This window comes from Phocaeicola dorei, from assembly GCF_013009555.1.
Classification (GTDB): Bacteria; Bacteroidota; Bacteroidia; order Bacteroidales; family Bacteroidaceae; genus Phocaeicola; species Phocaeicola dorei.
The window spans coordinates 1568839-1593973 of the sequence record NZ_CP046176.1 but is presented as its reverse complement, the minus strand read 5'-3'; the positions used below and the strand labels follow the sequence as shown (position 1 = coordinate 1593973).

General features: G+C 40.8%; 24 protein-coding genes, 1 tRNA gene and 2 pseudogenes. 15 read left to right on the top strand and 12 right to left on the bottom strand.

Annotation, left to right across the window (positions count from 1 at the left end):
- Positions 1-390, bottom strand: coding sequence for a DUF2721 domain-containing protein (locus GKD17_RS06475; RefSeq protein WP_007842602.1), 390 nt, complete (start codon positions 388-390; stop codon positions 1-3).
- Between the two features lie 118 nt (positions 391-508).
- Here GKD17_RS06475 and GKD17_RS06470 point away from each other — a divergent pair, with 118 nt between their 5' ends.
- Positions 509-1678, top strand: a complete 1170-nt coding sequence (locus tag GKD17_RS06470; RefSeq protein ID WP_007837658.1) for a DUF3843 family protein — start codon at positions 509-511, stop codon at positions 1676-1678.
- Here the strand turns inward: GKD17_RS06470 and GKD17_RS06465 are convergent.
- From GKD17_RS06465 to GKD17_RS06440, 6 genes are all read right to left on the bottom strand, one after another.
- Complete coding sequence (locus GKD17_RS06465) at positions 1675-2682, bottom strand: 2-hydroxyacid dehydrogenase (RefSeq protein ID WP_007837650.1); 1008 nt, start codon at positions 2680-2682, stop codon at positions 1675-1677. The genes GKD17_RS06470 and GKD17_RS06465 overlap by 4 nt on opposite strands.
- Positions 2683-2747: 65 nt before the next feature.
- Positions 2748-3329 carry a Maf-like protein gene (locus GKD17_RS06460; RefSeq protein ID WP_007837649.1) on the bottom strand — a complete coding sequence of 194 codons (582 nt, stop codon included), beginning with the start codon at positions 3327-3329 and terminating at the stop codon, positions 2748-2750.
- 17 nt (positions 3330-3346) lie between these two features.
- Positions 3347-3865 (bottom strand): KdsC family phosphatase, encoded by a 519-nt coding sequence (locus tag GKD17_RS06455; protein WP_007837648.1) that lies wholly within the window; start codon positions 3863-3865, stop codon positions 3347-3349.
- 5 nt (positions 3866-3870) lie between these two features.
- Positions 3871-4677 carry a Rossmann-like and DUF2520 domain-containing protein gene (locus GKD17_RS06450; RefSeq protein ID WP_008652681.1) on the bottom strand — a complete coding sequence of 269 codons (807 nt, stop codon included), beginning with the start codon at positions 4675-4677 and terminating at the stop codon, positions 3871-3873.
- Positions 4677-5003, bottom strand: a complete 327-nt coding sequence (locus tag GKD17_RS06445; RefSeq protein ID WP_007837645.1) for a hypothetical protein — start codon at positions 5001-5003, stop codon at positions 4677-4679. Before GKD17_RS06445 ends, GKD17_RS06450 begins: the two co-directional genes overlap by 1 nt.
- Positions 5004-5005: 2 nt before the next feature.
- Positions 5006-5542 carry a nitroreductase family protein gene (locus tag GKD17_RS06440; RefSeq protein WP_007842596.1) on the bottom strand — a complete coding sequence of 179 codons (537 nt, stop codon included), beginning with the start codon at positions 5540-5542 and terminating at the stop codon, positions 5006-5008.
- A 45-nt stretch (positions 5543-5587) separates the two neighbouring features.
- On the opposite strand from GKD17_RS06440, the gene GKD17_RS06435 reads away from it, so the two are divergent.
- The 7 genes from GKD17_RS06435 to GKD17_RS06405 all read left to right on the top strand — a co-directional run bounded on the left by GKD17_RS06435 (position 5588) and on the right by GKD17_RS06405 (position 11833).
- Positions 5588-6610, top strand: coding sequence for a GNAT family N-acetyltransferase (locus tag GKD17_RS06435; protein ID WP_007837641.1), 1023 nt, complete (start codon positions 5588-5590; stop codon positions 6608-6610).
- A 156-nt stretch (positions 6611-6766) separates the two neighbouring features.
- Positions 6767-7180 (top strand): methylmalonyl-CoA epimerase, encoded by a 414-nt coding sequence (mce, locus tag GKD17_RS06430; RefSeq protein WP_005847427.1) that lies wholly within the window; start codon positions 6767-6769, stop codon positions 7178-7180.
- Between the two features lie 102 nt (positions 7181-7282).
- Positions 7283-8836 carry an acyl-CoA carboxylase subunit beta gene (locus GKD17_RS06425; protein WP_007837638.1) on the top strand — a complete coding sequence of 518 codons (1554 nt, stop codon included), beginning with the start codon at positions 7283-7285 and terminating at the stop codon, positions 8834-8836.
- 27 nt (positions 8837-8863) lie between these two features.
- Entirely contained in the window at positions 8864-9793 is a 930-nt protein-coding gene (locus tag GKD17_RS06420; protein ID WP_007837636.1) for an OadG family transporter subunit, read from the top strand.
- A 23-nt stretch (positions 9794-9816) separates the two neighbouring features.
- The gene (locus GKD17_RS06415; protein ID WP_007837634.1) at positions 9817-10248 is read left to right on the top strand and encodes an acetyl-CoA carboxylase biotin carboxyl carrier protein; all 432 of its coding nucleotides are present in this window, start codon (positions 9817-9819) and stop codon (positions 10246-10248) included.
- Position 10249: 1 nt separating this feature from the next.
- Positions 10250-11410, top strand: coding sequence for a sodium ion-translocating decarboxylase subunit beta (locus GKD17_RS06410; protein WP_005848291.1), 1161 nt, complete (start codon positions 10250-10252; stop codon positions 11408-11410).
- 174 nt (positions 11411-11584) lie between these two features.
- On the top strand, positions 11585-11833 hold the full coding sequence (locus GKD17_RS06405; RefSeq protein WP_007837632.1) for a cyclomaltodextrinase C-terminal domain-containing protein: 249 nt from the start codon (positions 11585-11587) through the stop codon (positions 11831-11833).
- A 91-nt stretch (positions 11834-11924) separates the two neighbouring features.
- On the opposite strand, the gene GKD17_RS06400 is transcribed toward GKD17_RS06405, so the two are convergent.
- Positions 11925-12683 (bottom strand): SDR family oxidoreductase, encoded by a 759-nt coding sequence (locus tag GKD17_RS06400; RefSeq protein WP_007837631.1) that lies wholly within the window; start codon positions 12681-12683, stop codon positions 11925-11927.
- 4 nt (positions 12684-12687) lie between these two features.
- Positions 12688-13506, bottom strand: coding sequence for an alpha/beta hydrolase (locus tag GKD17_RS06395; protein WP_007837630.1), 819 nt, complete (start codon positions 13504-13506; stop codon positions 12688-12690).
- A 97-nt stretch (positions 13507-13603) separates the two neighbouring features.
- Here GKD17_RS06395 and GKD17_RS06390 point away from each other — a divergent pair, with 97 nt between their 5' ends.
- Together GKD17_RS06390 and GKD17_RS06385 are read left to right on the top strand one after the other, a co-directional pair.
- Positions 13604-15313 (top strand): heavy metal translocating P-type ATPase, encoded by a 1710-nt coding sequence (locus tag GKD17_RS06390; protein ID WP_007837629.1) that lies wholly within the window; start codon positions 13604-13606, stop codon positions 15311-15313.
- A 22-nt stretch (positions 15314-15335) separates the two neighbouring features.
- Positions 15336-15761, top strand: a complete 426-nt coding sequence (locus GKD17_RS06385; RefSeq protein ID WP_007837628.1) for a Fur family transcriptional regulator — start codon at positions 15336-15338, stop codon at positions 15759-15761.
- A gap of 173 nt (positions 15762-15934) precedes the next feature.
- Here GKD17_RS06385 and GKD17_RS06380 read toward each other — a convergent pair whose 3' ends face one another.
- Both GKD17_RS06380 and GKD17_RS06375 read right to left on the bottom strand, forming a co-directional pair.
- Positions 15935-17086 carry an acyltransferase family protein gene (locus GKD17_RS06380; RefSeq protein ID WP_007837627.1) on the bottom strand — a complete coding sequence of 384 codons (1152 nt, stop codon included), beginning with the start codon at positions 17084-17086 and terminating at the stop codon, positions 15935-15937.
- A 117-nt stretch (positions 17087-17203) separates the two neighbouring features.
- The gene (locus GKD17_RS06375; RefSeq protein WP_007837625.1) at positions 17204-17767 is read right to left on the bottom strand and encodes a Crp/Fnr family transcriptional regulator; all 564 of its coding nucleotides are present in this window, start codon (positions 17765-17767) and stop codon (positions 17204-17206) included.
- Between the two features lie 533 nt (positions 17768-18300).
- On the opposite strand from GKD17_RS06375, the gene GKD17_RS06370 reads away from it, so the two are divergent.
- The gene (locus GKD17_RS06370) at positions 18301-18744 is read left to right on the top strand and encodes a hypothetical protein (RefSeq protein ID WP_007837618.1); all 444 of its coding nucleotides are present in this window, start codon (positions 18301-18303) and stop codon (positions 18742-18744) included.
- Between the two features lie 158 nt (positions 18745-18902).
- Entirely contained in the window at positions 18903-19346 is a 444-nt protein-coding gene (locus GKD17_RS06365) for a PH domain-containing protein (RefSeq protein WP_007837616.1), read from the top strand.
- A 901-nt stretch (positions 19347-20247) separates the two neighbouring features.
- Here the strand turns inward: GKD17_RS06365 and GKD17_RS06360 are convergent.
- A tRNA-Ser gene (locus GKD17_RS06360) sits at positions 20248-20332 on the bottom strand.
- A 146-nt stretch (positions 20333-20478) separates the two neighbouring features.
- Here GKD17_RS06360 and GKD17_RS06355 point away from each other — a divergent pair.
- The 3 genes and pseudogenes from GKD17_RS06355 to GKD17_RS06340 all read left to right on the top strand — a co-directional run bounded on the left by GKD17_RS06355 (position 20479) and on the right by GKD17_RS06340 (position 24848).
- Positions 20479-22989 carry an endonuclease MutS2 gene (locus GKD17_RS06355; RefSeq protein ID WP_007837615.1) on the top strand — a complete coding sequence of 837 codons (2511 nt, stop codon included), beginning with the start codon at positions 20479-20481 and terminating at the stop codon, positions 22987-22989.
- 335 nt (positions 22990-23324) lie between these two features.
- Positions 23325-24483 (top strand): annotated as a pseudogene (locus GKD17_RS23050) (site-specific integrase).
- A 52-nt stretch (positions 24484-24535) separates the two neighbouring features.
- Positions 24536-24848 (top strand): annotated as a pseudogene (locus GKD17_RS06340) (hypothetical protein).
- Positions 24849-25135: the final 287 nt, after the last annotated feature.

Sequence of the window (25135 nt, the reverse complement as noted above, 5' to 3'; positions counted from 1 at the left end):
TCAAGAATCCATATCACTCAGATGCAGTTCCAGCGCCTTGACGGAAATATAAATCTCGCGGACAGAAATGCCTAAAGAAATAATGAGCAGCACCAGTGCCAGTCCAAAAATATATACGGATATGAGGTAAAGCTGTATATACATTAAAAACATACTGACCACGCAAAGCAACAAGCTCCCGATACCTGTCACCTGCATAGCACGTGTCAGATAAAGGCGTTTGCGGAGATTAGAAATCTGTGCTGCCGTAACCGCCGAATGATTTTCACGATACTGATCCTTCAACGTGCGTACTAACTGGGCATATGACAGAAAACGATTGGTATATGCCAGCATAATCAGCGATATGGCTGAGAACAATAAAGCAGGAGTTGTTAAATCTATTTCCATTTTTATAGGTATTTCAAAGTTAGAATATTGCAAAGATAAAGTAAATATCCCGATATTCTCCTTCCTTTTTACAATGAAAGGAATATCTTTGCAATAAAAATAATTCCAATAAACTAATATGCAAACCATAAAATTATACATAAAAGACTGGTTGGCTATCCATCCTTATATCCAACAACAGACTACAGACAGATATTTTGTCGATCTGGCTAACCGATTATACTCCACTTGTACGATAAGAGAGATTCCCGAATCCATTAAAAAGAAGTTATGTCTTTACACCGCTGCCTATTTTGAAGATGTCATTTCAGGTTTAGGTCTATGGCAAGCATTCATCAAAAAGCATCTGGAACTATATGATACGTCACTTCCTTTCTATACCATCCGACCGGATTATATAAAAGATGAGATCAATGAGGAAGATATCCGTTTCATCATTTGGAACACTTTAGAGAAGGCTCCATATAAACATCTGTATATCAATCCGATGGACAGGAATATCGAAGAAACTGCACATTTATTTTTCCGGATATTGGATGAAGAATATGAAACGGCTCCCGCCAATGCCACGTTACAGGAGTTCTTTATGGATTTCAAAGGAAAAGAGGACGCAAACCATAAACTACGCTGGCTGTTCGGACATACTTATCTCACAGAACCATCTGTACAAGAATATATTGCACAGGTTACAGAAACCGACAAATTCATCATTCCATGTGGCCCCCTTGCCCTGTTTCTTCATGAATGGATTGACCTGCTGACCAACGGAGAAACCGAATGTTGGGAAGAGATAGAAGGACTATACCCTGCCATTCCCGAAATATCGGACGAGATGAAGGAAAGGAACCACCATACCTATCAATTGTTCACGCAAGGCACAAATGGTGCCCGTATCGTATATCTGAAAAGCTATAAAGAACTACACAGTTTCCTTACCCAAGTATTACAATGGCCGGACGATTCCAATCACACTTTGCCCCAAATGAAGGAACATAAGGATTTCATCATGATGGTAAATTCCGAAAAAGGTATTCTATTGGCGAAGGATATATGCAAATACATCAGTGATCCTCTTAACCCGATGTATGATGCCGCAACGGCTGCCCAAGAGGCATTCAGCCTGCTTACTATCCCGACCAAATGTCCGCCGGACCTGATGGAATATTTAATAAACAACCACTATATCCCCGATGCACAATTCCCCGAATTTGGTGAAAAGGAACTGGTTCAAAAGAATGCGGACTTTATAGCCCGCCATTCCTTATTGTATTACTACAGGGGAGATTAGACCCTCCCCACCGCTACTTCGTTCACCAAAGGTCTACCTTCAACAAAGTCTTTCACGTTTTGTAGAGTAGTATGAGCAATATTCGTCATTGCCTCTTTGGTAAAAAAAGCCTGATGTGAAGTTACAATCACATTATTGAAAGACAGAAGACGAGCTAAAGTGTCATCATCAATAATCTTATCAGACTTATCTTCATAAAAATAAGGCTCTTCTTCCTCGTATACATCCAGACCGGCATATCCCACTTTTTTGGTCTTCAGCCCCTCTATCAAGGCATTGGTGTGAATCAACTGCCCACGCCCCGTATTGATAATCATCACCCCATCTTTCATTTTACTGATGGAATAATCATTAATCAGATACTTTGTCTGTTCTGTCAAAGGACAATGCAGGGAGATGATATCCGAACTATGATAAAGTTCATCCAAAGTACAATAAACCACCTGATGTTCACGGGCAAAATTGTAATCGGGATAAAGATCATATGCAAGAACATTCATACCAAATCCACGTAATATCTGAATTAAAATCTTGGCAATCTTACCCGTACCGATAATTCCGGCAGTCTTGCCATGCATATCAAATCCCATAAGTCCATGCAAAGAAAAGTTTCCGTCACGTGTGCGCATTGTGGCACGAGGAATCTTACGATTGAGTGACAACATCAATGCCACTGTAAATTCGGCAACAGCATATGGCGAATATGCCGGTACCCGTACCACTTTCATCTTACCTGCCGTTGCCGCTAAATCCACATTATTATAACCAGCACATCTTAAAGCCAGCAGTTTAACACCATTATCCGCCATTGCCCGGATAACTTCGGCATCAGCCGTATCGTTTACGAAGATGCAAACCACATCCACTCCTTTGGTCAACACCACGTTATTCATATTCAAATGGCCTTTGTAATACCTGATATCAAAGCCAAACTTCTCATTAGCCTCCGTAAACGAGTGTTCGTCGTAGGGTTTCGTGTCGTAAAAAGCTATTTTATAAGCCATAATTATTTTTTATTTATAGTTCATATAAATAACAAAAACACGTCCCTTACTGTTCACATACAGACTTATAGTTTTTTCAGTTCTGTGTACAGGCACTGCACAGGGAGTCCCATCACATTGAAGTAACTACCCGAAATTCCACAGACACCAATGAAGCCTATCCACTCTTGTATACCATAAGAACCAGCCTTATCCATCGGCTTGTAAACCCGAATATAATAATCGATCTCCTCATCGGACAATTCTGCAAACGTTACTTCTGTTACAGCAGAAAAACTTCTCTGAGTCCTGGCAGTAGTCAGACAAACCCCAGTTATCACCTGATGGGTCTTGCCAGAAAGCTTCCACAACATCTGCCGTGCATCATCCTCGTTATGAGGCTTGCCCATGACTACACCGTCCAACCATACAATGGTATCAGCAGTAATAATCAATTCGTCCGGATGCATGGTATTCCGGTAAGCAGCCGCCTTCTCGCAAGCTATATACAAAGGAATTTCCTCTGCTTTCAATGTATCCGGATAGATTTCCTCTATGCCGGGTAGTGTTTTTACCTCATATTTTATACCTAAGCCGGATAACAATTCTTTGCGGCGCGGAGAATTGGAAGCAAGGATTATTTTATATTTTTCTAAATTTTCCAACATAGCTTTTCTTTATTTCATTACCACCCGAAGGCTCTTTCATGAGCCATCCATTTTCCTTGAGCTTTCAAAACCTGTTCCACCACGTCACGGCCACATCCATACCCCCCATTACGATGAGAAATATAAACAGCTGTTTCTTTTATCTCAGGTGCCGCATCAGCAGGACAACAAGGTAGCCCACACAAACGCATCACTTCATAATCGGGAATATCATCGCCCATATAGAGTATCTCCTCGTCCTGCAATCCATATTTTTCCTTCAAATGGGCATACTCCCGGGTCTTTACCGCAGCAGCCAGATAAACATCCTTGATACCCAGCCCCTCATAACGCTTACGCACCGCCTCGGTATTTCCACCAGTAATGATGGCAACATGCAGCCCGCATTTCACAGCCAACTGTAATGCATACCCATCCTTGATATTAACCGTACGCATGGGTTCACCATTGGGGTGCAAATAAATAGTTTCCGCACTCAATACCCCATCGACATCAAATACCAATGCCTTTATTTTCTTTAAATCATAGTTTATCATACCACTTATGAGTTCTTTCCCTCTTTATTTGTCTGAATAACAGACAAAGGGAGATCATGAATACTTTTACTTATCTTTTCGTACAATTCCTGCAAAGACTCCTCATCCGCCAACATCTCCAAATGTTTGCTTATTACGTTTTCATCGTAGCGTACAGCCGGACCTGTCTGCGCCTGTGTGGGAGAAAGTTCATGTACTTTGCCGGCAGTTTCGTCTATCAGCGGAAGCATCACTTCAAAAGAAATCCCCTGCTTTTCCAGTATATGTGAACTTAATGCATACATATGGTTAGCAAAATTACAAGCAAAGACTGCCGCCAGGTGCAAATGCCTACGTTGACCGGAAGTCACTTCATACACTTTAGGACTGAGACGAACTGCCACCATACGCAGCACTCCCACTTCTGCCGGAGCAGATGCTTCTATAAAAAAAGGTACGGTATTGAAATCAACTTCACGCTGCTTGCTAAAAGTCTGCATAGGATAAAGTACCCCATAGCGTTTTACCAACCCCTTCCATAAATCCATAGGCATACTACCCGCCGTATGTACAAACAAAGCCTGCTCCCTTCCTTTCACCAATACAGGAGCCAATTGTCGCAAAACTGCATCTTTCAGCGCTACAATATACAAATCGGCATCCCGACGTATCTCATCCGGCACAATTGTGTAGTCTACTAAAAGTCTGTCAGCCAATGCAGAAGCAGACTCCTCTGTACGGCTGTATACCTGCAAAATAAGACACCCTGCCTTTTGTAAAGCGATTCCCAAATGGGTAGCCACATTGCCGGCTCCTATCAGAACTATTTTCATCATCGGGTCGAAACTAAATATAAAATAACTCCTAACAACAACAAAGCCGCCGGCAACAAATAAGCAGACATCTGCCCCAACAAAGCTATCACCAAACTGATATTCAATATCAGCCATATACCCGCCAATACAATTCCTACTGACTTATCGGCCTTGAACCAAAGGAAAATAACAGCTGCATACAGTAACAGATTGTCTTTCTGCATAACCCATGGCAACCCGTGTGAGGCAAATCCTATAAACTTATCGATCAGATAAAGCATACCCATCACAATGAGAAACACCGCAGAAGCTTTATACGTATCCTTATGATTGACAGCAGCCACGTTTACTTGCCTCCAAATTTATTGATGTGAATTTTCTCCCATTGCAAATGGTCCTCATTAAAAGGCTTGCGTTCCATGCCCTTATGTCCTACCGCTATAATGGAAACCACCTGCAACTGCAACGGAATATCAAGCAGCGTATGCACGTATTCACCCGAGGGCATCCCGGTAGCGGTAAAACGTTCACGCACCTGTATCCAACAACTTCCCAACCCCAAATCTTCTGCCTGCAACTGGATCATTATGGAAGCAATTGCCGCATCTTCAATCCAAACATCACTAGCCAACGGATCAGCCATCACAACTACAGCCATAGCAGCATCCGCTAGAAAAGCTGCCCCCATCTCCTTACAATGGGAAAGTTTTTCCAGCATATCCTTATCATCTACCACAAGAAACTGCCAGCAATTGCTACGTTTAGAAGACGGAGCCATCAAAGCAGCCTTCAACAAAGCAACCACCTCTTCCTGTGTCAACTCTTGATCCGTGAACTTACGCATACTGCGTCTGTTCTTTATTAAGTCACTAAATTGTTCCATAATATACTCAGTTAATTTATTTTTCTGCACAAATATACAACTAGAATGTGGATTGATAAACAAAAAACAATAAATTTGCAATTAGAGATGCCTGTCAGATTAAGTACATATCGCAAAGGAAATGCCATTCCCCCTCTGCCTGGAACAAACATTTTCCATTCTACCGAGTTGTTTCATGTCTTTGAAATGACTCGGGGATACGAACCTCTGCTTATCGTAGCCTATATAGGAAACCGTCCTGTAGGCAAACTGCTGGCTGTCATCCGGAAGAGTATGCGCTTGTTCCCCCCCGCAATCATCAAACGATGCGAGATTTATGGCACAGGCGAGTATTTTGATGAAGAACAGAATAAGGAAGACCTGTTCGGGGAAATGTTGGAACATCTCACCAACGAAGTATTATGCAAATCGTTCCTCATCGAGTTCCGCAACTTGGAAAATCCGCTATTCGGATACAAAGCTTTCAGAAAGAACAACTATTTCGCCATTAATTGGCTAAGAGTACGTAACTCACTGCACAGTAAAGTCCCTTACGAACGGCTGAGCATGTCTCGCAAAAGACAAATAAACAAAGCGTTGAGAAACGGTGCCATCATGGAAGTAGCCGACAATGAGAAAGATATTCAAGATTTCTCACGAATGTTGAAAAAAGCCTATTCCTCACAGGTAAGAAAACATTTCCCGGACATCGGCTTTTTCCGGCTATTAGCATGGCAAAACCCAGAAAAAGAATTAGCCAAAGTGTTTCTTGTGAAATATAAAGGCAAAATCATAGGTGGTTCTATCTGTCTTTTCTCAAAAGAAAGTGCTTATCTGTGGTTCTCAGGAGGTATGCGGAAAACCTATGCTTTTCTTTACCCCGGTATTCTAGCCGTATGGGCACCTATTACCTATGCTCACGAAAAAGGATATGCACATTTGGAATTCATGGATGCAGGATTACCGTTCAAAAAGCACGGTTACAGGGACTTTATACTCCGCTTTGGCGGCAAGCAGAGCAGTACACGCCGCTGGTTCCGCTTCAGTTGGAAGTGGCTGAACAAACTCTTGTGCAAATTCTATATTTAATTCATTTTTGTCTTTTTGTCTAAAGTGTTGTGAAGCATCTCGCAAATAAGAAATAAAATTGAAGAAATATTTCTTTATTTAACTCGAAATTACTTTCTTTGTGCAGTTTTATCTGAAAACTTGAGTATAAAACCAAACTATTAAAATTATAAGATCATGAAAATCTCACACATTGAACACCTGGGCATTGCCGTAAAGAGCATTGAAGAGGCCCTGCCGTATTATGAAAACGTATTAGGTCTGAAATGCTACAATATCGAAACAGTAGAGGATCAGAAAGTTAAAACCGCTTTTCTGAAAGTAGGTGATGTTAAAATAGAACTGCTGGAACCTACAAGCCCCGAAAGCACTATCGCAAAGTTCATTGAAAAAAATAATGGCAACGGTGGTATGCATCATTTGGCTTTTGCAGTGGAAGATGGTGTGGCAAATGCGTTAGCCGAAGCGGAAACCACTGGCATCCGTCTCATTGACAAAGCTCCGCGTAAAGGTGCTGAAGGTTTGCAAATTGCTTTTTTACATCCCAAATCAACTTTGGGCGTCCTGACTGAGCTTTGCGAAAAACCATAAAACACGAGATCTGACTATTCACGATTGAAATCAGTGTATTTAGTCTGGTTCAAGCGTAAATAGAAATATTTTTTAATCGTAAATTGTAAAATCATAAGTAAAATGAGCAATCAACTTGAAAAAATAAAAGAGCTTATCGAACGCCGGGCTACAGCACGCATGGGTGGAGGTGATAAAGCAATTGCAAAACAGCATGAAAAAGGAAAATATACAGCCCGCGAACGCATAGCCATGTTGCTGGATGAAGGCAGTTTCGAAGAAATGGATATGTTTGTGGAACACAGATGCACCAATTTTGGCATGGAGAAAAAACATTATCCGGGCGACGGTGTAGTAACAGGTTGTGGTACCATAGAAGGACGTTTAGTTTACATCTTTGCACAGGATTTCACTGTTTCTGCCGGTTCTCTGTCAGAAACAATGTCTCTGAAAATCTGCAAAGTAATGGATCAAGCCATGAAAATGGGTGCTCCCTGTATCGGTATCAATGACTCGGGTGGCGCACGTATTCAAGAAGGTATCAATGCGCTGGCCGGTTATGCTGAAATTTTCCAACGCAATATTCTTGCTTCAGGTGTTATTCCACAGATTTCAGGTATTTTCGGTCCTTGTGCAGGCGGAGCTGTTTACTCTCCTGCGCTGACAGACTTCACATTGATGATGGAAGGCACATCATACATGTTCCTTACCGGACCGAAAGTGGTAAAGACTGTTACAGGTGAAGATGTAAGCCAAGAAAACTTAGGTGGTGCAAGCGTTCATTCTACCAAATCCGGTGTTACTCATTTTACTGCCAAGACGGAAGAAGAAGGGTTAGCCATGATCCGCAAATTGTTAAGCTATATTCCTCAAAATAATCTGGAAGAAGCTCCCTATGTAGACTGTACCGATCCTATCGACCGTCTGGAAGACTCTTTGAACGAAATTATCCCCGACAGCCCCAACAAACCATACGATATGTATGAGGTGATCAGCGCCATCGTAGATAATGGTGAGTTTTTGGAAGTCCAACCTCACTACGCTAAAAATATCATCATTGGTTTCGCACGTTTCAACGGACAATCTGTAGGTATTGTTGCAAACCAGCCAAAATATCTGGCGGGTGTACTTGACAGCAATGCGTCACGTAAAGGTGCGCGTTTTGTACGTTTCTGCGACGCTTTCAATATACCTCTTGTTTCATTGGTAGATGTTCCGGGATTCCTTCCAGGCACAGGACAAGAATACAACGGCGTAATCCTCCACGGCGCCAAGTTGCTGTATGCTTACGGCGAAGCGACTGTACCCAAAGTAACAATTACCCTGCGTAAATCATACGGCGGATCTCACATTGTAATGAGCTGTAAACAACTTCGCGGTGATATGAATTATGCATGGCCTACTGCCGAAATCGCCGTTATGGGTGGTGCAGGTGCAGTAGAAGTATTATACGCCCGCGAAGCCAAAGAACAGGAAAATCCTGCCGCATTCCTAGCCGAAAAAGAAGCTGAATACACCAAGCTGTTCGCCAATCCTTACAATGCTGCCAAATATGGCTATATTGATGATGTGATTGAACCGCGTAATACCCGTTTCCGCATCATCCGTGCATTGCAACAGTTGCAAACTAAGAAATTAACCAATCCGGCTAAGAAGCATGGTAATATTCCTCTTTAATTAAAAATTAAAAATTGAGAATTGAACATGAAGAAATTAAATATAGGAATATTCCTTTCTTTGCTGCTGATGGTGGGTTTATGTTCTTGTGGAGAACAGAAATCAAACACCAAGCTGGTACTGAATGAAGTGCTGATTGAAAATGAAAGCAATTTCCAAGATGACTACGGAGTACACAGCGCATGGATTGAAATATTCAATAGATCATTTGGTAGCGCAGACCTTGCCGGTTGTTTACTGAAGGTGAGCAGCCAGCCTGGAGATACTGCTACTTATTTTATCCCTAAAGGTGATGTATTGACTTTGATCAAACCTCGCCAGCACGCTTTGTTCTGGGCAGATGGTGAACCTAACCGTGGTACTTTCCACACCAACTTCACCCTGAATGCCGCAACGAACAATTGGATCGGCTTGTATGATTCAGGCAAGAAATTATTGGATCAGATTATAGTTCCTGCAGGTACATTACAGGCAAACCAATCATACGCACGTGTCAGCGACGCTGCAAATGAATGGGAAGTAAAAGGTTCTAGTGCAGACAAGTATGTAACTCCTAGCACTAACAACAAGACTATCAACAGCAACGCTAAGATGGAAAAGTTTGAAGAACATGACAGTGTGGGTATTGGTATGTCCATATCAGCTATGAGTGTCGTATTCGTAGGCTTGCTCCTTCTGTTTATTGCTTTCAAAGTTATAGGCCGTATTTCTGTCAACCTGAGCAAGCGCAATGCCATGAAGGTAAAAGGTATTACCGACAAACAAGAAGCCAAAGAAAAGAAACTGGGTGAAGCTCCAGGCGAAGTATTCGCCGCAATTGCCATGGCTATGCACGAAATGCAAAGCGATGTACACGATGTAGAAGAAACTGTTCTTACCATTACTCGTGTAAAACGTAGCTATTCACCGTGGAGTTCTAAGATTTATACCTTGCGTGAAACTCCCCACAAAAAGTAAGTCACCAATAAAAAGATAAAACGATGAAAGAATATAAATATAAGATTAACGGTAACATATATAAGGTTGCCATTGGAGATATAGAAGATAATATCGCTCATGTTGAAGTAAACGGCACTCCTTACAAAGTAGAAATGGAAAAAGCCCCGAAAGCTGTAATGAAACCGGTAGTTCGTCCTGCATCAACCAGCCCTGCTCCGGCTCCAACTACAGTAGTAAAGCCTGCTGCAACTTCTACAGGAAAATCGGGCGTTAAATCTCCGTTGCCAGGTGTAATCCTTGATATTAAGGTAAATGTTGGTGATACCGTAAAAAAGGGGCAAACCATCATTATCCTTGAAGCTATGAAGATGGAGAATAACATCAACGCAGACAAAGACGGCAAGATCACCGCAATCAATGTAAGTAAAGGAGAATCCGTTCTCGAAGGTACTGACCTTGTAATTATTGAATAATATGGGAGAATTTATCAACTTTTTAGGGAATAACCTAGCTGACTTTTGGACATATACGGGTTTTGCCAATGCTACTGTTGGTCATATCGTAATGATCCTGATAGGTTTATTCTTCATATACCTTGCCGTGGCCAAGGAATTTGAGCCGATGTTGCTCATTCCTATCGGTTTTGGTATCTTGATCGGTAATATTCCTTTCAACATGGAAGCCGGACTGAAAGTCGGCATCTATGAGGAAGGTTCTGTTCTTAATATTTTATATCAAGGAGTTACCTCCGGATGGTATCCACCACTTATCTTTTTAGGTATCGGTGCAATGACGGATTTCTCGGCATTGATTTCAAATCCTAAACTGATGTTGATTGGTGCTGCCGCACAGTTTGGTATTTTCGGTGCATACATGATTGCATTGGCAATGGGCTTTGATCCGATGCAGGCTGGTGCTATCGGCATCATCGGTGGTGCGGACGGTCCGACAGCAATCTTCCTTTCATCCAAACTGGCGCCTAACCTGATGGGAGCTATTGCGGTATCAGCCTATTCATACATGGCATTGGTACCGGTTATCCAGCCGCCTATCATGCGTCTGCTCACTACCAAGCACGAACGTTTGATCCGTATGAAACCACCACGCGTCGTTTCTCATACAGAAAAAGTAATGTTCCCTATCATTGGTTTGTTACTTACTTGTTTTCTGGTTCCGTCGGGTCTGCCTCTATTGGGTATGCTTTTCTTTGGTAACTTATTGAAAGAAAGCGGTGTAACCCGTCGCTTAGCAGAAACTGCCCGCGGTCCGCTGATTGATACCATTACCATCTTATTAGGATTGACAGTAGGTGCTTCCACGCAAGCTTCAGAGTTCCTTACCATTGATTCGATCTTGATTTTCGCGCTGGGTGCATTGTCATTCATCATTGCTACTGCTTCTGGAGTTATCTTCGTGAAGATATTCAACTTGGTATTAGGTAAGGATAACAAAATCAACCCGCTTATCGGTAATGCCGGTGTATCTGCTGTTCCCGACTCGGCACGTATCTCTCAGGTTATTGGTCTGGAATATGATCCTACCAACTACTTGTTGATGCATGCTATGGGTCCCAACGTAGCTGGTGTAATCGGTTCTGCCGTAGCAGCCGGTATTTTACTTGGATTCTTGATGTAATTCATTGAACAACAACAAATAAAATCCTCTTCAACTAATATGTGGAAGAGGATTTTTTATTGATATAGATTAAGAAATGAATGATTTATTATGAATTTTGAATGATTAGTTATATAAGATATGCTGAAAAACATATAAATTTGCCACCGTAAAACCAAACTAAATTAAACGAAGATGGAAAAGAAAACAGTTAAGTACCATATTCCCCAACACGGAATATATATGTACGCACGTACTAATTCTGGGAAAACTGAACTCATTGTCCTAAACAGCACCAATGCCGAACAAGTGGTGGCTAATAACCACTACCGCATAATGACAAATGACTCAAAAAGCGGTAAAGAACTTATCAGTGGCAAAAAAATTGACCTTACCAAAAATATGACAGTCGGTGCACGTCAATCATTGATTATTGAATTATAATTGTTTTTTAAGGTAAGAAGGTAAAATGAGAAGGTAAGAATAAAGGCGGCTTTATAAAGGGTCGCCTTTATTTATATCTCTTCTACCTCTTTTATTTGCGTGAAACAATTGTCCCTGTAGCTTGATAAGTAGGCATAACCAACATTTCTGCAATCTGCATATATTCTGGTACAGAAGCAGCAAAATAAACAGTTTCCGCAATATCATCTCCCGTCAATGGACGAATACCTTTATATACATTATCCGCCTTTTCCTTATCTCCTCGGAAACGAATAACTGAAAAATTTGTTTCTACCAACCCCGGTTTAATATTAGTCACTCTCAATGGAGTATCAACTAAATCTATACGCAGTCCATCCGATAAAGCTTTCACAGCGGCCTTTGTAGCACAATACACACTACCTCCCGGATAAGCAGCATCTCCGGCAATAGAACCAATATTAATAATATGTCCTCGTTTACGTTCCACCATTCCCGGTACAATCAGGCGTGTCATTGCCAGCAAAGCCTTAACATTAGTATCTATGACAATATCCCACTCATCCAGACTACCTTCCTGTTCTTTATCCGTACCGATAACCAACCCAGCATTATTCACCAGTATATCAATGGATTGCCATTCCTTGGGTAATGATTCCAAAGCAGACGTTGCCGCCTTACGGTCGCGCACGTCAAAAGGAAGCAAATATATTTCCGTACCATATTGCTTTTCTAATTCTTCTTTCAATGCACTCAGTTTATTTACGTTACGAGCATTTAAAATCAAACTTGCTCCCTGTGAAGCAAACTTGCGAGCGCATCCGGCACCGATACCGCTGGAAGCTCCTGTAATAAAAACAATTTTATCCATTTTATTATTTCGATTTATTAAAGAACTTACTGAAAAATAGTATTTGATAGTCTATGGCATTATTCCAATACCTGCCTGTATGCCCGCCCGGACGGATGATAAAGTCATGATTTATTTTCTTCTTCAACAGTTTTTCGTGTACAGCCTTATTCACTTCCAGAAAGAAATCATCACAACCGCAATCTATTATAACAGCCAGATCACCATTTTTTATCTTATCCAACTGATTAATTACCGTATGTTCGTCCCATCTCTGCTTGTTGCTCGCTTCTTCGCCTAATTGCTTCTTCATCTCCCAATTATTGGGAAACGGACGGATATCTAAACCTCCGCTCATACTACCTCCTCCTCCAAAGACATCTTTATGACGGATGGACAACCATAAACTTCCATGACCACCCATACTTAACCCGGTGATAGCACGTCCCCCTCTCTCCACTTTCGTAGTAAAATTCTTATCAATATAGTTCACCAATTCTTTTGATACGAATGTTTCATAACGGTACTCCTTATTCAAAGGGCTGTCCCAATACCAACTGTTCTTCCCGTCCGGACAAACAAAAATGATTCCTTCCTTGTCAGCTATTTGAGGTAATTCCGGTTTTATACCGAGCCACGTTCCCGCATTGCCTCCATATCCGTGAAGCAGATAAAGTACGGGACATTTTTCACCTGCCATGGCTTTATCCGGACAGATGGTAATTACCTGAACCTCCTTATTCATTGCGTCACTATGTACCGACAAAGTATCCACTTTGGCCGCCTGCATTCCCACAGACAAACACCAGCTTCCTATCCAAAAAGCCCAATATATTTTTTTCATGTATATAAAAAATTACCCGATGTAAAAGTACAATATAATTTGCAATTTAGTTGCATCTTCTTTCCACTATCTTTGTTGCCATAAATAAAAAGAAACAATGAAAAAAATAAAATTAGAATCAGTTTTCAATGAATTCACTTTAATGGGGATAGCTGTATCAGGAGCATTCTATCTAGGAGAATACTGGGAAGGTATTGCCGTTATTCTGTTCTATCTCATAGGTGAATGGTTCCAACACAAAGCTGTACACAAAGCACGCAGCAACATCAAAGCATTATTGGATGTACGTCCCGAAACAGCCACTGTAGTATATAATAACACATATAAAATAACAGCACCGGAAAAAGTACAGCCAGGAGAAACCATTGAAGTAAAAGTTGGAGAAAAAGTATCTCTAGACGGATTTTTACTGGAAGATTCCGCTTCATTTAATACGGCCGCCCTAACCGGAGAAAGTGTTCCCCGGACTCTATATAAACAAGAAGAAGTTTTAGCAGGAATGATCGCTTCAGATAAAGTGGTACGGATCAAAGTAAACAAACCGTATGATCAAAGTACGTTAGCACGTATCCTCACTTTAGTACAAGATGCAGCAGAAAGAAAAGCCCCTGCCGAATTATTTATCCGCCGTTTTGCACGAATTTATACACCGATAGTGACAGGACTGGCGATACTAGTTGTCATACTCCCCTATTTATACTCTCTGATAAAACCTGAATTCATTTTTGTTTTTGATGATTGGTTCTATCGGGCTTTAGTATTCCTAGTCATATCATGTCCTTGCGCATTAGTGGTCAGCATTCCATTAGGATACTTTGGAGGTATTGGTGCCGCATCTCACAAAGGGATTCTTTTCAAAGGGGGTAATTATCTAGATGCCATAACCCAAATAAACACCGTAGTATTCGATAAAACCGGAACACTCACCCAAGGTGTATTCAGTGTTCAGGCAATATCGGCAGCCGAAGGTGTTTCGCAAAAGGAACTGCTTCAACTTATCGCCTCTATAGAGAGTTTCAGCAATCATCCTATCGCAAAAGCCATTGTCAAATATGCGGAAGAACAAAGTATATCTCTTAACTCGTCACTGAGAATCACTGAATTTGCCGGATATGGAATAAAAGCCGTAACAAACGGTAAAGAAGTATATGTAGGAAATACACGGTTATTATCAAAATACGGCATCTCTTTTCCCTATGAAATCAGCAACATGACAGAAACAATCGTGCTATGTGCAATGGAAAACAAATATTTGGGATATCTTTCATTGGCGGATACCCCAAAACCTGATGCTGTACAAGCCATCCGCGAGCTGAAAGACTTAAATATTAATAATATTCAAATATTATCGGGAGATAAACAGACAATTGTTTCTAATTTAGCCGAAAAGATAGGTGTCACACATGCTTTCGGCGATTTACTACCCGAAGGTAAAGTAGCACATTTAGAACAATTAAAAGCAAATTTTGAAAATCGTGTAGCTTTTGTAGGAGACGGTATCAATGATACTCCCGTACTGGCACTCAGCGATGTTGGGATTGCCATGGGTGGTCTAGGCTGTGACGCTGCTATAGAGACTGCGGATGTAGTGATACAAACAGACCAACCCAGTAAAGTAGCGGAAGCTATAAAAATAGGAAAACAGACCCATCGCATTGTATGGCAAAATATATCGATGGCATTCGGAGTGAAATTGTTAGTATTGCTATTAGGAGCCGGCGGAATGGCCACTATGTGGGAAGCTATATTTGCAGATGTAGGCGTAGCTTTACTCGCCATTTTTAATGCAATGAGAATACAGAAATGAAAAGAATAAAATGATTTGACCTATGAATGAAACAATCTATTTAAAAAAATTGGAACAGCGGGAAATCAAACCGACAGCCATACGTCTGCTTATTCTAAAAACCATGATGCAGCACAAAGAAGCATTTTCACTGTTGGATTTGGAAAACGAATTGGATACGGTAGACAAATCAACCATCTACCGCACCATAACCCTTTTTTTAGCCCATCATTTGGTTCATGGCATTGATGACGGCACAGGATCGTTAAAATATGCCGTGTGCAGTAATGATTGCAATTGTGAGGTAGACGATCTCCACACTCACTTTTATTGTGAGAACTGTCATCGCACGTTTTGTATGAAAAGTATCCACGTGCCCATCGTGACACTACCTCCCGGATTCACCGTACAAAGTATCAATTATGTCCTGAAAGGTCTATGCTCGGAATGCTCTCATCAACATGTGTGACTATTGCCAAAAAAGGAAATCAATCCTAAAGCCCATTTTGAAATAATCGAATGCAGGCATCCGAATTTACAGATCGGATGCCATTCATCTAATTGTCAGTTATTCAAAGCTGTAATATCTTCTTGTATAGTGTCCGACCTTTTAATGAACATCCATCAAGAAATGCAGTATTTTTATTTGGGAGCAAGAAACTTCTTACTCAGCCATTTTCTTACGGGCTCATCATACAGTTTCAGACACAGGCAAGCCAAAATGACACTCAAAACAAAAACACCCACAGCTACATACCAAGTTTCTCCCAATGTATAAAGTTTATTCTCAATCAACCATGCGTAGAACAAATACATCAACGGATAATGTACTACATAAACCGGATAGGATATATCTCCCAAGAACTTGCATATCTTTGTAGACTGCTTATCCGTAGTAGTACCCGACGCCCCCAGCCACACAAGAAAAGGAAAAACCGCAATTACACAAAAAGCTTCATAAATACCATTCATGCAAATCGGCTCCAATCCTTCCAGATAAGGAACCGAGAACAGCGCAATCAGTATAATAGTACATATCCAAAATGCCCCATTCACCTTCATAGGCTTGAAGTTACGCGACATCAACATACCCAACGAGAATGGGAAAAGCATACGCAAGGTTCCACCTAAGAAATTCACTCCGTCGAGTGTCCATCCCACTCCCATATTCCCATAACCAGATACATTGAAAACAGCAAATGACGCTAATGCCATACCCAGCAACACAACCAGCACAGCCAATGCTTTATTAGACAAACGACGAATGAACAACGCATAAAGAATATTACCTATATACTCAAAAAACAGGGACCAGCAAGGTCCGTTCAATGGAAACATCTCACCATTACCACGAACTTCATATCCCACACCCGGCATGGCAGGAATAAAGAATATTGTACAAAGCAAAGACAACATAATCATGGAAATGGCGACATGCGTTCCATCCCATTGCACACAACCTTTAATACAGAACGTAATAGCTCCCAAAACAGCACCCATAATTACCATCGGATGAAGACGGATCAAACGGCGTTTGAAAAAGTCTTTCATAGTGAAATTCTTCCCCCAACGGTCATCATACGCATAACCGATAACAAAACCCGAAAGAATAAAAAAGAAATCCACAGCAAGATACCCGTGGTTGAGAGTCTCGATATTACCGGCACTAGCAAAAGCAAAGCCTTCAAATACATGATACCATATTACCATAAGAGCAGCGACTCCTCTCAATCCATCAAGAAGATCATAATGAGGCTTTGTATCTGTAAATGCTGCAGAAGAGATTTTTTCCATAATAAATTAATAGATTTAATAATTAATTCTTTTTAACCGTTACTAATAATGCTGCAAAGTTACACAACTTAAAGGCTTTTAAATTTGTCCTATGACAAAAAAACAGTAATACATAAATTATTTTTTAGCTCGAAGACGACTAAGTGTGGGAAGTGTTATACCCAAATAAGATGCAATATACCTTAACTTCACCCGTTGGCATATTTGAGGAAACTGTTGTTTAAACTCCTCATATCTTTCTTTTGCAGGCAAAGTCAGCCGTTCTTTGTGAGAACGATGCAAACGCCTGTACTCATTTTGATGAATAATCCTCCCCCAATTAGCCAATTCAATATTAGTCTGAAACAGCTTGGTTAAATCAACTAATGATATTTTGTAAACAACTACATCTTCAAGCGTTTCCACAAATTCCTCGCTCGGCTTATTATAGTACAACTCGTCCATACTGAAAACAATACCTCCTTCCCATGAAAAGGAGGTTGTTATTTCTTCTCCATTTACAAGCCAGAAAGAACGCGTCATTCCTTTTTCTATGAAATAAGCTGATTTACAAAATGTATTCTCCTTTATTAACTGATATTTCTTAGGGAAACGACATAAAATCATACATTTTTTCAGTTCTTGTATCGTATCTTCAGAAACCGGACACAAAGAGAGCATATTATCTATAATGTTTGTCATAAAACCTCAGTCCATTTAAAATACATATAAAAAAACACCAAATATAAACACGAGATATACCTTGTTTTCTTTTCAGCCAAAAGTACAAATATATATTGGAAAACGACATCATTTTTTCCAAATAATCGGAATTTCCAAGACCACCCCATACAAGAATGTCCATATACCTCTTTTATTTATTACTTTTTGTTCAAATTACAAAGATAAAGCATTCAAATGCCAATCAAGCTTTTAAAACTTCCCATTGCTTAATGCACCACTCTAAAAGAATTGCAATAGCCTTCAAATCACTTTTCATATAATCTATCAGAAATTTCATACCAAGAAAATCCAAAAGAAATACCAAAGAATTGAACATTTTTTATGAAAAACAGCCCTTGACAGATTGGCAGATGCAGGCTATTTTTGCATTTTAACAATTATAACCCTTAAAACAAAAAAAATATTTACTTTGCAGTATGAAGTATCTATTATCAGAAGAGTAAAATCTTAATTAATAATCTGCTACTGCTTTAACCAACAAGTCCAATCACATGAAAAAAATTATAACATTACTTTTAATATTGTTGTTTACCACAAAAAGCACTTTCTCCCAATCACCAAACAATATAGAGAAGTTCACCGTAGTCTGTGTAAATGATAAAGATAGTATTTTAAACAAAATAAAAATGTCTACTCCCCAATTCTACAACATCGGAAAAGGTAAACGTATAGAGATAAAAGTATGCAATGAAGACAGCATACAAATAAGAAGAGTACGCTGTCTTTTATATTATTCCAACTCCGGCAAGAAAGAATGTATAGGAAAAATATGGATTTCCCCTCTCATTGGCTACGAAACCTGCTATTTTTGTATGAACGTGGATATCCCCCTAACAAAAGACGAATGGCATAAACTAACTTTCCGAATAAAGAGAGGAAAAAATTATAAGGATTACAAATTCTTGAAACAACAAGTACAAGAAGAAAATATTTGATAAGAAAAGAGATATTGACAAGAAGAAAAACAGGAAGAATTGTTTTTATTTTAAGTTTCAGCTTTAAAATAAACCAAGATTTATTTTATACCATTCTGATTATCCTTATATTTGTCTTTTGATAATAAAATTATGCAATCTATTAATTTACAAAAACAATGAGCTATATCCAAAACAATCTACAAGCTGGTGAAGAAATAAAATACAAAGCAGATATTCACTGGTATATATTTGCATATCCGGTAATACTACTATTATTAAGCGTTTTCTTTTCTTCTGCACAAACCGGATTTTTCCATTATGTTAGCTTATTTCTATTATTGTCCGGATTATTCCAATTGATAAAAAGAATTCTTCTTAAGATGGGCACTGAATATGTTGTCACAAACAAGAAAGTCATTCTAAAATCCGGTATTTTAAGCCGGGATGCCCTTGAATTGGTTTTAAACAAATGCGAAGGGATACGGATTAATCAAAGCCTCATGGGACGTATGCTCGGTTTTGGTTCTATTGTAGTTACTACAGGCGGAGTCACCAACAAATTTGACTTTATCACCAATCCTATAAAGTTCAGAAACGAAATCAATGCGCAGATTCAATAAATGAAAAGCATTTAAAGAATACAAAGGGGGCGGATATAAAAGCTTTTATACACAAAACTGTAATGGAACTCCTCTGTTAGGATAATATAATCTGCACTTAGGTTTAAGTATTGTATTAAAGGTAATCAGGAATACCAAAAGAATGTTTTAATATGTTTATTGAGAATCCTTATCAATGGGGAGTGTCGTATGACTATGCTTTACCCTTGTCAGAAAACACGCTTTTGCACATACATTCACACGGGGCTATACATACGTACAAGCTTATGCGTATGTATGTAAAACGCTTTAGTCCAGAATGAAATTCCATATCAAAGACAAGGACGTTTTTTAAAAAGATCAAGAGCTTTTCAAGAAAGATAACCGCCTTTTTTTTAAAGAACAAGAGTTTTTTTTAAAATGTCTTGCTCTTTTTTTATCGCTGCCGGGAATTCGTAAGCTATCATTCCGTGGAAGTGTCTCCCCCCTTCATGCGCATTCTTACGAGAAAAAAGCTTGAAAACGCTCTACTTTATACCAAGCTGGAACGGTCTATAAAAAGAGAATATATAGCTGACAGCAAGCATATTATGTAAAAATCAACCTCAAAACATAGTGAGGGCATGAGAGTATAAGTGAAAGCAAATATTTTTACTATTGTCATATAAGTCATTTATAATTAACCTATTATACATGCAGTGAGGGCATGAGGGCATAAATACCCCCGAACTTTCTAGTGAGAAAGATAATACGTCAAGGACACTTTCCGAAATTGATCAGAGAACAAAATGATCTTTATAAAAGCTAAAGTCCGTTGCAGGTGAGTCTGGATATACTTAGATAAAATAATAAAAACACCCAATCTTTCTATATGTAAGATTGGGTGTTTTTATTATAACTCATTGATTTTCAATACTTATTGCGGAGAGACAGGGATTCGAACCCCGGGTACCTCGCAGTACAACGGTTTTCAAGACCGCCGCAATCGACCACTCTGCCACCTCTCCAAGACTTCTTTTCAGAAGTGCTTTCCGTTGAAAGCGTTGCAAAGATACGACTTTATTTTAAATAAGCAAATAGTTTACCAGTTTTTTTGCTATAAAATTTTCAAATCGTATTTTTGCATACGAATAATAAACGAAAGAAATAAATCATGATATACCCTCAGAATTTCGAACAGAAAATAGGTTTCGATTCCATCCGTCATTTACTAAAAGAGAAATGTCTCAGCACATTAGGTCAAGAAAGAGTAGATGAAATGAACTTCTCAGAATCCTTTAAGGATATTAATGAATGGCTGGAACAGGTAATGGAATTCATACGCATCATACAAGAGGAAGACAGTTTTCCCGACCAATATTTTTTTGATGTACGCCCATCACTAAAACGTATCCGCGTAGAAGGTATGTATTTGGATGAGCAAGAACTGTTTGATTTACGCCGTTCTTTAGAAACAATTCGTGATATCATCCATTTTCTGACACTGACCCCGAATGACGAAGAACAAGAAAAAGAAAACTCCCCCTACCCTGCCCTACAAAAACTGGCAGGAGATATTATCGTGTTTCCTCAACTCATTACGCGTATTAACAACATCTTAGACAAATTCGGAAAAATCAAAGACAACGCTTCTTCCGAATTATTACGCATCCGCAGAGAGTTGGCCTCGACAGCCGGAAGCATATCACGCAGTTTGAATGCAATTCTACGCAACGCTCAAGCAGAAGGTTATGTTGATAAAGATGTAACTCCTACCATGCGTGACGGAAGACTCGTCATCCCTGTCGCACCGGGATTAAAACGGAAAATCAAGGGAATTGTACACGATGAATCATCCACTGGCAAAACAGTTTTCATAGAACCGGCCGAAGTAGTGGAAGCAAACAATAGAATACGGGAATTGGAAGGAGAAGAACGCCGGGAAATCATCCGTATCCTGACAGATTTCTCTATCATAGTCCGTCCACAGGTCCCCGCCATCCTCCAGTCATACGAGTTTTTGGCAGAAATTGATTTTATCCGTGCCAAAGCCCATTTTTCAATTCAGACGAACGCCACCAAACCATCATTGGAAGACAAACAGATTTTGGATTGGACCATGGCCATACACCCACTATTACAACTCTCGCTGGCCAAGCATAATAAAAAGGTTGTTCCTCTAGATATAGAACTAACTCAAAATCAACGTATCCTAATTATATCCGGACCGAATGCCGGAGGTAAATCCGTTTGTCTGAAGACTGTGGGATTACTACAATATATGTTACAATGTGGTATGCCGGTTCCGATGCATGAACGTAGCCATGCCGGATTATTCGGCAGTATCTTTATAGACATAGGTGACGAACAAAGTATCGAAGACGATCTGAGTACCTACTCCTCACACCTTACCAACATGAAAACAATGATGAAAAGCTGTAACGAACGCAGCCTTATCCTCATTGATGAATTCGGCGGAGGTACAGAACCACAAATTGGAGGAGCCATAGCTGAAGCTGTGTTGAAACGTTTCAATGAAAAGGGCACATTCGGCGTTATCACTACTCATTATCAAAATTTGAAACATTTTGCCGAAGATCACGAAGGAGTGGTTAATGGCGCCATGTTATATGACAGGCATTTAATGCAAGCTTTATTCCAATTACAAATAGGAAATCCGGGAAGTTCATTTGCAGTAGAAATAGCTAGGAAAATAGGTTTACCGGAAGAAGTAATAGCCGACGCATCCGAAATTGTAGGGAGTGAATATATCAATGCTGATAAATATCTACAAGATATCGTACGTGACAAACGTTATTGGGAAACCAAGCGTCAGAACATCCGCAAACGAGAAAAACAGATGGAAGAAACCATCGCCAAATACGAAGAAGAACTACAGGAACTGGAGAAAAGTCGTAAAGAGATTTTGCGAAAGGCCAAAGAAGATGCGGAAAAATTGTTACAGGAATCAAATGCCCGAATTGAAAATACCATCCGTATCATCAAGGAAGCACAAGCCGATAAAGAACGTACACAATCGGCACGTCAGGAACTGACTGATTTTAAAAATCAGATAGAAGATATCGAGAAAAAGAACAAGGAAGATGAAATCATCCGGAAAATGGAAAAACTCCGTGAAAAACAAGAGCGGAAAAAAAACAAAAAGGATAAAGCCAAGGCGGAATCTTCCCAACTGTCAATACCCAAAGAACAGCCTATCACTGTAGGTAGTACTGTAAAGATCAAAGGTCAATCCAGTGTCGGAGAAGTACTAGGAATTAATGGCAAAAATGCAATAGTTATGTTCGGAATGATAAAAACCAATGTAAAACTGGATAAGCTGGAACGTAGCACACCAATACAGCCCACCCAGAAAACAATGGTAAAAAGTACCTTCGTCAGCAGTGAAACACAAGATCGGGTATATGAAAAGAAACTAAATTTCAAACAAGATATTGATGTACGCGGTATGCGTGGCGATGAAGCTATACAGGCAGTAACTTATTTTATCGATGATGCCATACTATTGGGAATAGACCGTGTACGTATCCTTCACGGAACAGGTACAGGCATACTACGCACCCTGATTCGCAGCTATTTGGGAAGTGTTCCAGGAGTAGCACACTATCAAGACGAACACGTACAATTTGGTGGGGCAGGTATTACTGTAGTAGACTTAAAATAAACACATAGCGGATTTGCAAATTTGGGCAAAGCGTAGCGAATTAGCTGAAAAAGCGTTCGTTACGCTTTGTTTTTCTATTAGGTAGAGCCAACGGAATGCCACCTCGAAGCCAAACGGTGCAGAAGTTCAGTTACCACCTCATTACCCCCGTAACGGGTGCATATTTCTTGCTAAGAGGTTCTTTTACTGCGTTTTGTGTTGATTTGCATAGCTGTCGGTAACTCACTATAAACTAATTTTGTAACCAAAAAAAGGAGTGAGTTATGCGAAGTACATTCAAGGTCTTATTTTACGTGAAGAAAGGCAGCGAAAAACCCAACGGCCACCTGCCTTAGATGTGCCACCTTACGGTGGACGGAGAGATTAAACAGTTCAGTTACAAGATGGACGTTCCCCTGCGGTTGTGGGACGTGAAAACGGGCCGTGCTTCGGGCAAGAGCGTCGAAGCGCAGAGAATCAACCTTGCGGTGGATAAAATCCGAGTGGAGGTAAACCACCACTACCAAGAACTGATGCAAACGGACGGGTATGTTACCGCCGCCAAGTTGAAAGACGCCTATCTCGGTATCGGCGTCAAGCAGGAAACCTTACTGAAACTCTTCGAGCAGCACAACGCCGAGTTCGCCAAGAAAGTCGGGCACAGCAGGGGCAGGGGACATTCCGATGCTATCAGACGGTTTGCAGCCATATTCGGGAATTTCTGCCCCATACCTACAAGCGTGAGGATATTCCGCTAAAGGAACTCAACCTCACATTCATCAACGACTTCGAGTATTTCCTGCGCACGAAGAAGAAATGCCGCACCAATACCGTGTGGGGCTACATGATCGTGCTGAAACACATCGTTTCCATAGCGAGGAACGACGGGCGTCTGCCGTTCAATCCTTTGCAGGGTACATCAACTCGCCCGAAAGCGTCAATAGAGGCTACCTTACCCAAAAGGAGATACAGACGCTCATGGACGCACTGATGAAGAACACCTACCATGAACTTGTACGGGACTTGTTCGTCTTTTCTGTTTTCACGGGTTTGGCGTACTCGGACGTAAAGAACCTCACCGCCGACCGCCTGCAAACATTCTTCGACGGCAACCTATGGATCATCACCCGACGGAAGAAAACCAACACCGAATCGAATATCCGTCTTTTGGACGTTCCCAAACGCATCATCGAGAAGTATAGGGGACTGACAAAGGACGGTTGTGTGTTTCCCGTTCCGAGCAACGGCAGTTATAACAAGACACTCAAAGAGATAGGCAGACAATGCGGCTTCAAGGTGCGGCTGACCTATCATGTAGCCCGACACACGAACGCCACGACCGTACTTCTGTCGCACGGCGTACCCATCGAAACCGTGAGCCGCCTATTGGGGCACACGAACATCAAAACCACCCCAATTTACGCCAAAATCACCGTCCAGAAGATAAGCCAAGACATGGAAACCTTATCGTACAAGCTGGAGGAGATGGAGAAGAACATCTGCCGAGCCATTTAGTCACCTTAAAACAGCATACCGATGAAAGAAGAAAGGAACAGAATACGGCAATATCTCCCTGCCGACCGACATAGGCGCAACCGCCATGACCGAGTGGGAAATCTGCGAACTGTTCGGGATTGTCGCCCCGACGGTTCGGGCAAGTATAAAGGCACTCTGCAAGAGCGGAGTTTTGAGATAGGAGCAGCATAGAGGTTTACGACCTCGAAACGATAGCCGTCCTCGCTTTCCGTATCGAATCGTTCGGGGCGACGAAAGTCCGCAAAGTGTTGTTGGAGAGAATAACGCACCAGCGAAAAGAGAAAACGACGGTTATCGTATCTGTCGTTGCCGACACCGAGCCGAGCCGCCGATGGATGGCGTAACGGTCTGTCGGTCGGGGTATCAGTCCGTCATACATTCATACGGTCATACCGTCGCACGGACGGAAAGGGGCTGTTTCCCGACCGAAAGGGGGAAATAATAAGGTGGGGTTATACGGGTAAGCAGGCGGCAGGGAGAGCTACCGCCGAAAGACCGCCGACACGCCGCAGGGTATTTACGGAGAAAATACCGTAGCTTATTAGGGAATTTTCCGAGCCGCAATACTCCGTATCGCTGAAAATTCCCCAATAAGGCAAGGGGCAAGCCCCTCTGCACACCCCATCGGGGA

Coding starts and splice junctions, on each gene's coding strand:
- GKD17_RS06415 (WP_007837634.1), top strand. CDS start 9,817: ATGAAAGAATATAAATATAAGATTAACGGTAACATATATAAGGTTGCC.
- GKD17_RS06475 (WP_007842602.1), bottom strand. CDS start 390: ATGGAAATAGATTTAACAACTCCTGCTTTATTGTTCTCAGCCATATCG.
- GKD17_RS06375 (WP_007837625.1), bottom strand. CDS start 17,767: ATGACAAACATTATAGATAATATGCTCTCTTTGTGTCCGGTTTCTGAA.
- GKD17_RS06390 (WP_007837629.1), top strand. CDS start 13,604: ATGAAAAAAATAAAATTAGAATCAGTTTTCAATGAATTCACTTTAATG.
- GKD17_RS06410 (WP_005848291.1), top strand. CDS start 10,250: ATGGGAGAATTTATCAACTTTTTAGGGAATAACCTAGCTGACTTTTGG.
- mce (WP_005847427.1), top strand. CDS start 6,767: ATGAAAATCTCACACATTGAACACCTGGGCATTGCCGTAAAGAGCATT.
- GKD17_RS06370 (WP_007837618.1), top strand. CDS start 18,301: ATGAAAAAAATTATAACATTACTTTTAATATTGTTGTTTACCACAAAA.
- GKD17_RS06405 (WP_007837632.1), top strand. CDS start 11,585: ATGGAAAAGAAAACAGTTAAGTACCATATTCCCCAACACGGAATATAT.
- GKD17_RS06380 (WP_007837627.1), bottom strand. CDS start 17,086: ATGGAAAAAATCTCTTCTGCAGCATTTACAGATACAAAGCCTCATTAT.
- GKD17_RS06470 (WP_007837658.1), top strand. CDS start 509: ATGCAAACCATAAAATTATACATAAAAGACTGGTTGGCTATCCATCCT.
- GKD17_RS06465 (WP_007837650.1), bottom strand. CDS start 2,682: ATGGCTTATAAAATAGCTTTTTACGACACGAAACCCTACGACGAACAC.
- GKD17_RS06460 (WP_007837649.1), bottom strand. CDS start 3,329: ATGTTGGAAAATTTAGAAAAATATAAAATAATCCTTGCTTCCAATTCT.
- GKD17_RS06450 (WP_008652681.1), bottom strand. CDS start 4,677: ATGAAAATAGTTCTGATAGGAGCCGGCAATGTGGCTACCCATTTGGGA.
- GKD17_RS06400 (WP_007837631.1), bottom strand. CDS start 12,683: ATGGATAAAATTGTTTTTATTACAGGAGCTTCCAGCGGTATCGGTGCC.
- GKD17_RS06395 (WP_007837630.1), bottom strand. CDS start 13,506: ATGAAAAAAATATATTGGGCTTTTTGGATAGGAAGCTGGTGTTTGTCT.
- GKD17_RS06435 (WP_007837641.1), top strand. CDS start 5,588: ATGTGGATTGATAAACAAAAAACAATAAATTTGCAATTAGAGATGCCT.
- GKD17_RS06455 (WP_007837648.1), bottom strand. CDS start 3,865: ATGATAAACTATGATTTAAAGAAAATAAAGGCATTGGTATTTGATGTC.
- GKD17_RS06440 (WP_007842596.1), bottom strand. CDS start 5,542: ATGGAACAATTTAGTGACTTAATAAAGAACAGACGCAGTATGCGTAAG.
- GKD17_RS06425 (WP_007837638.1), top strand. CDS start 7,283: ATGAGCAATCAACTTGAAAAAATAAAAGAGCTTATCGAACGCCGGGCT.
- GKD17_RS06365 (WP_007837616.1), top strand. CDS start 18,903: ATGAGCTATATCCAAAACAATCTACAAGCTGGTGAAGAAATAAAATAC.
- GKD17_RS06420 (WP_007837636.1), top strand. CDS start 8,864: ATGAAGAAATTAAATATAGGAATATTCCTTTCTTTGCTGCTGATGGTG.
- GKD17_RS06355 (WP_007837615.1), top strand. CDS start 20,479: ATGATATACCCTCAGAATTTCGAACAGAAAATAGGTTTCGATTCCATC.
- GKD17_RS06385 (WP_007837628.1), top strand. CDS start 15,336: ATGAATGAAACAATCTATTTAAAAAAATTGGAACAGCGGGAAATCAAA.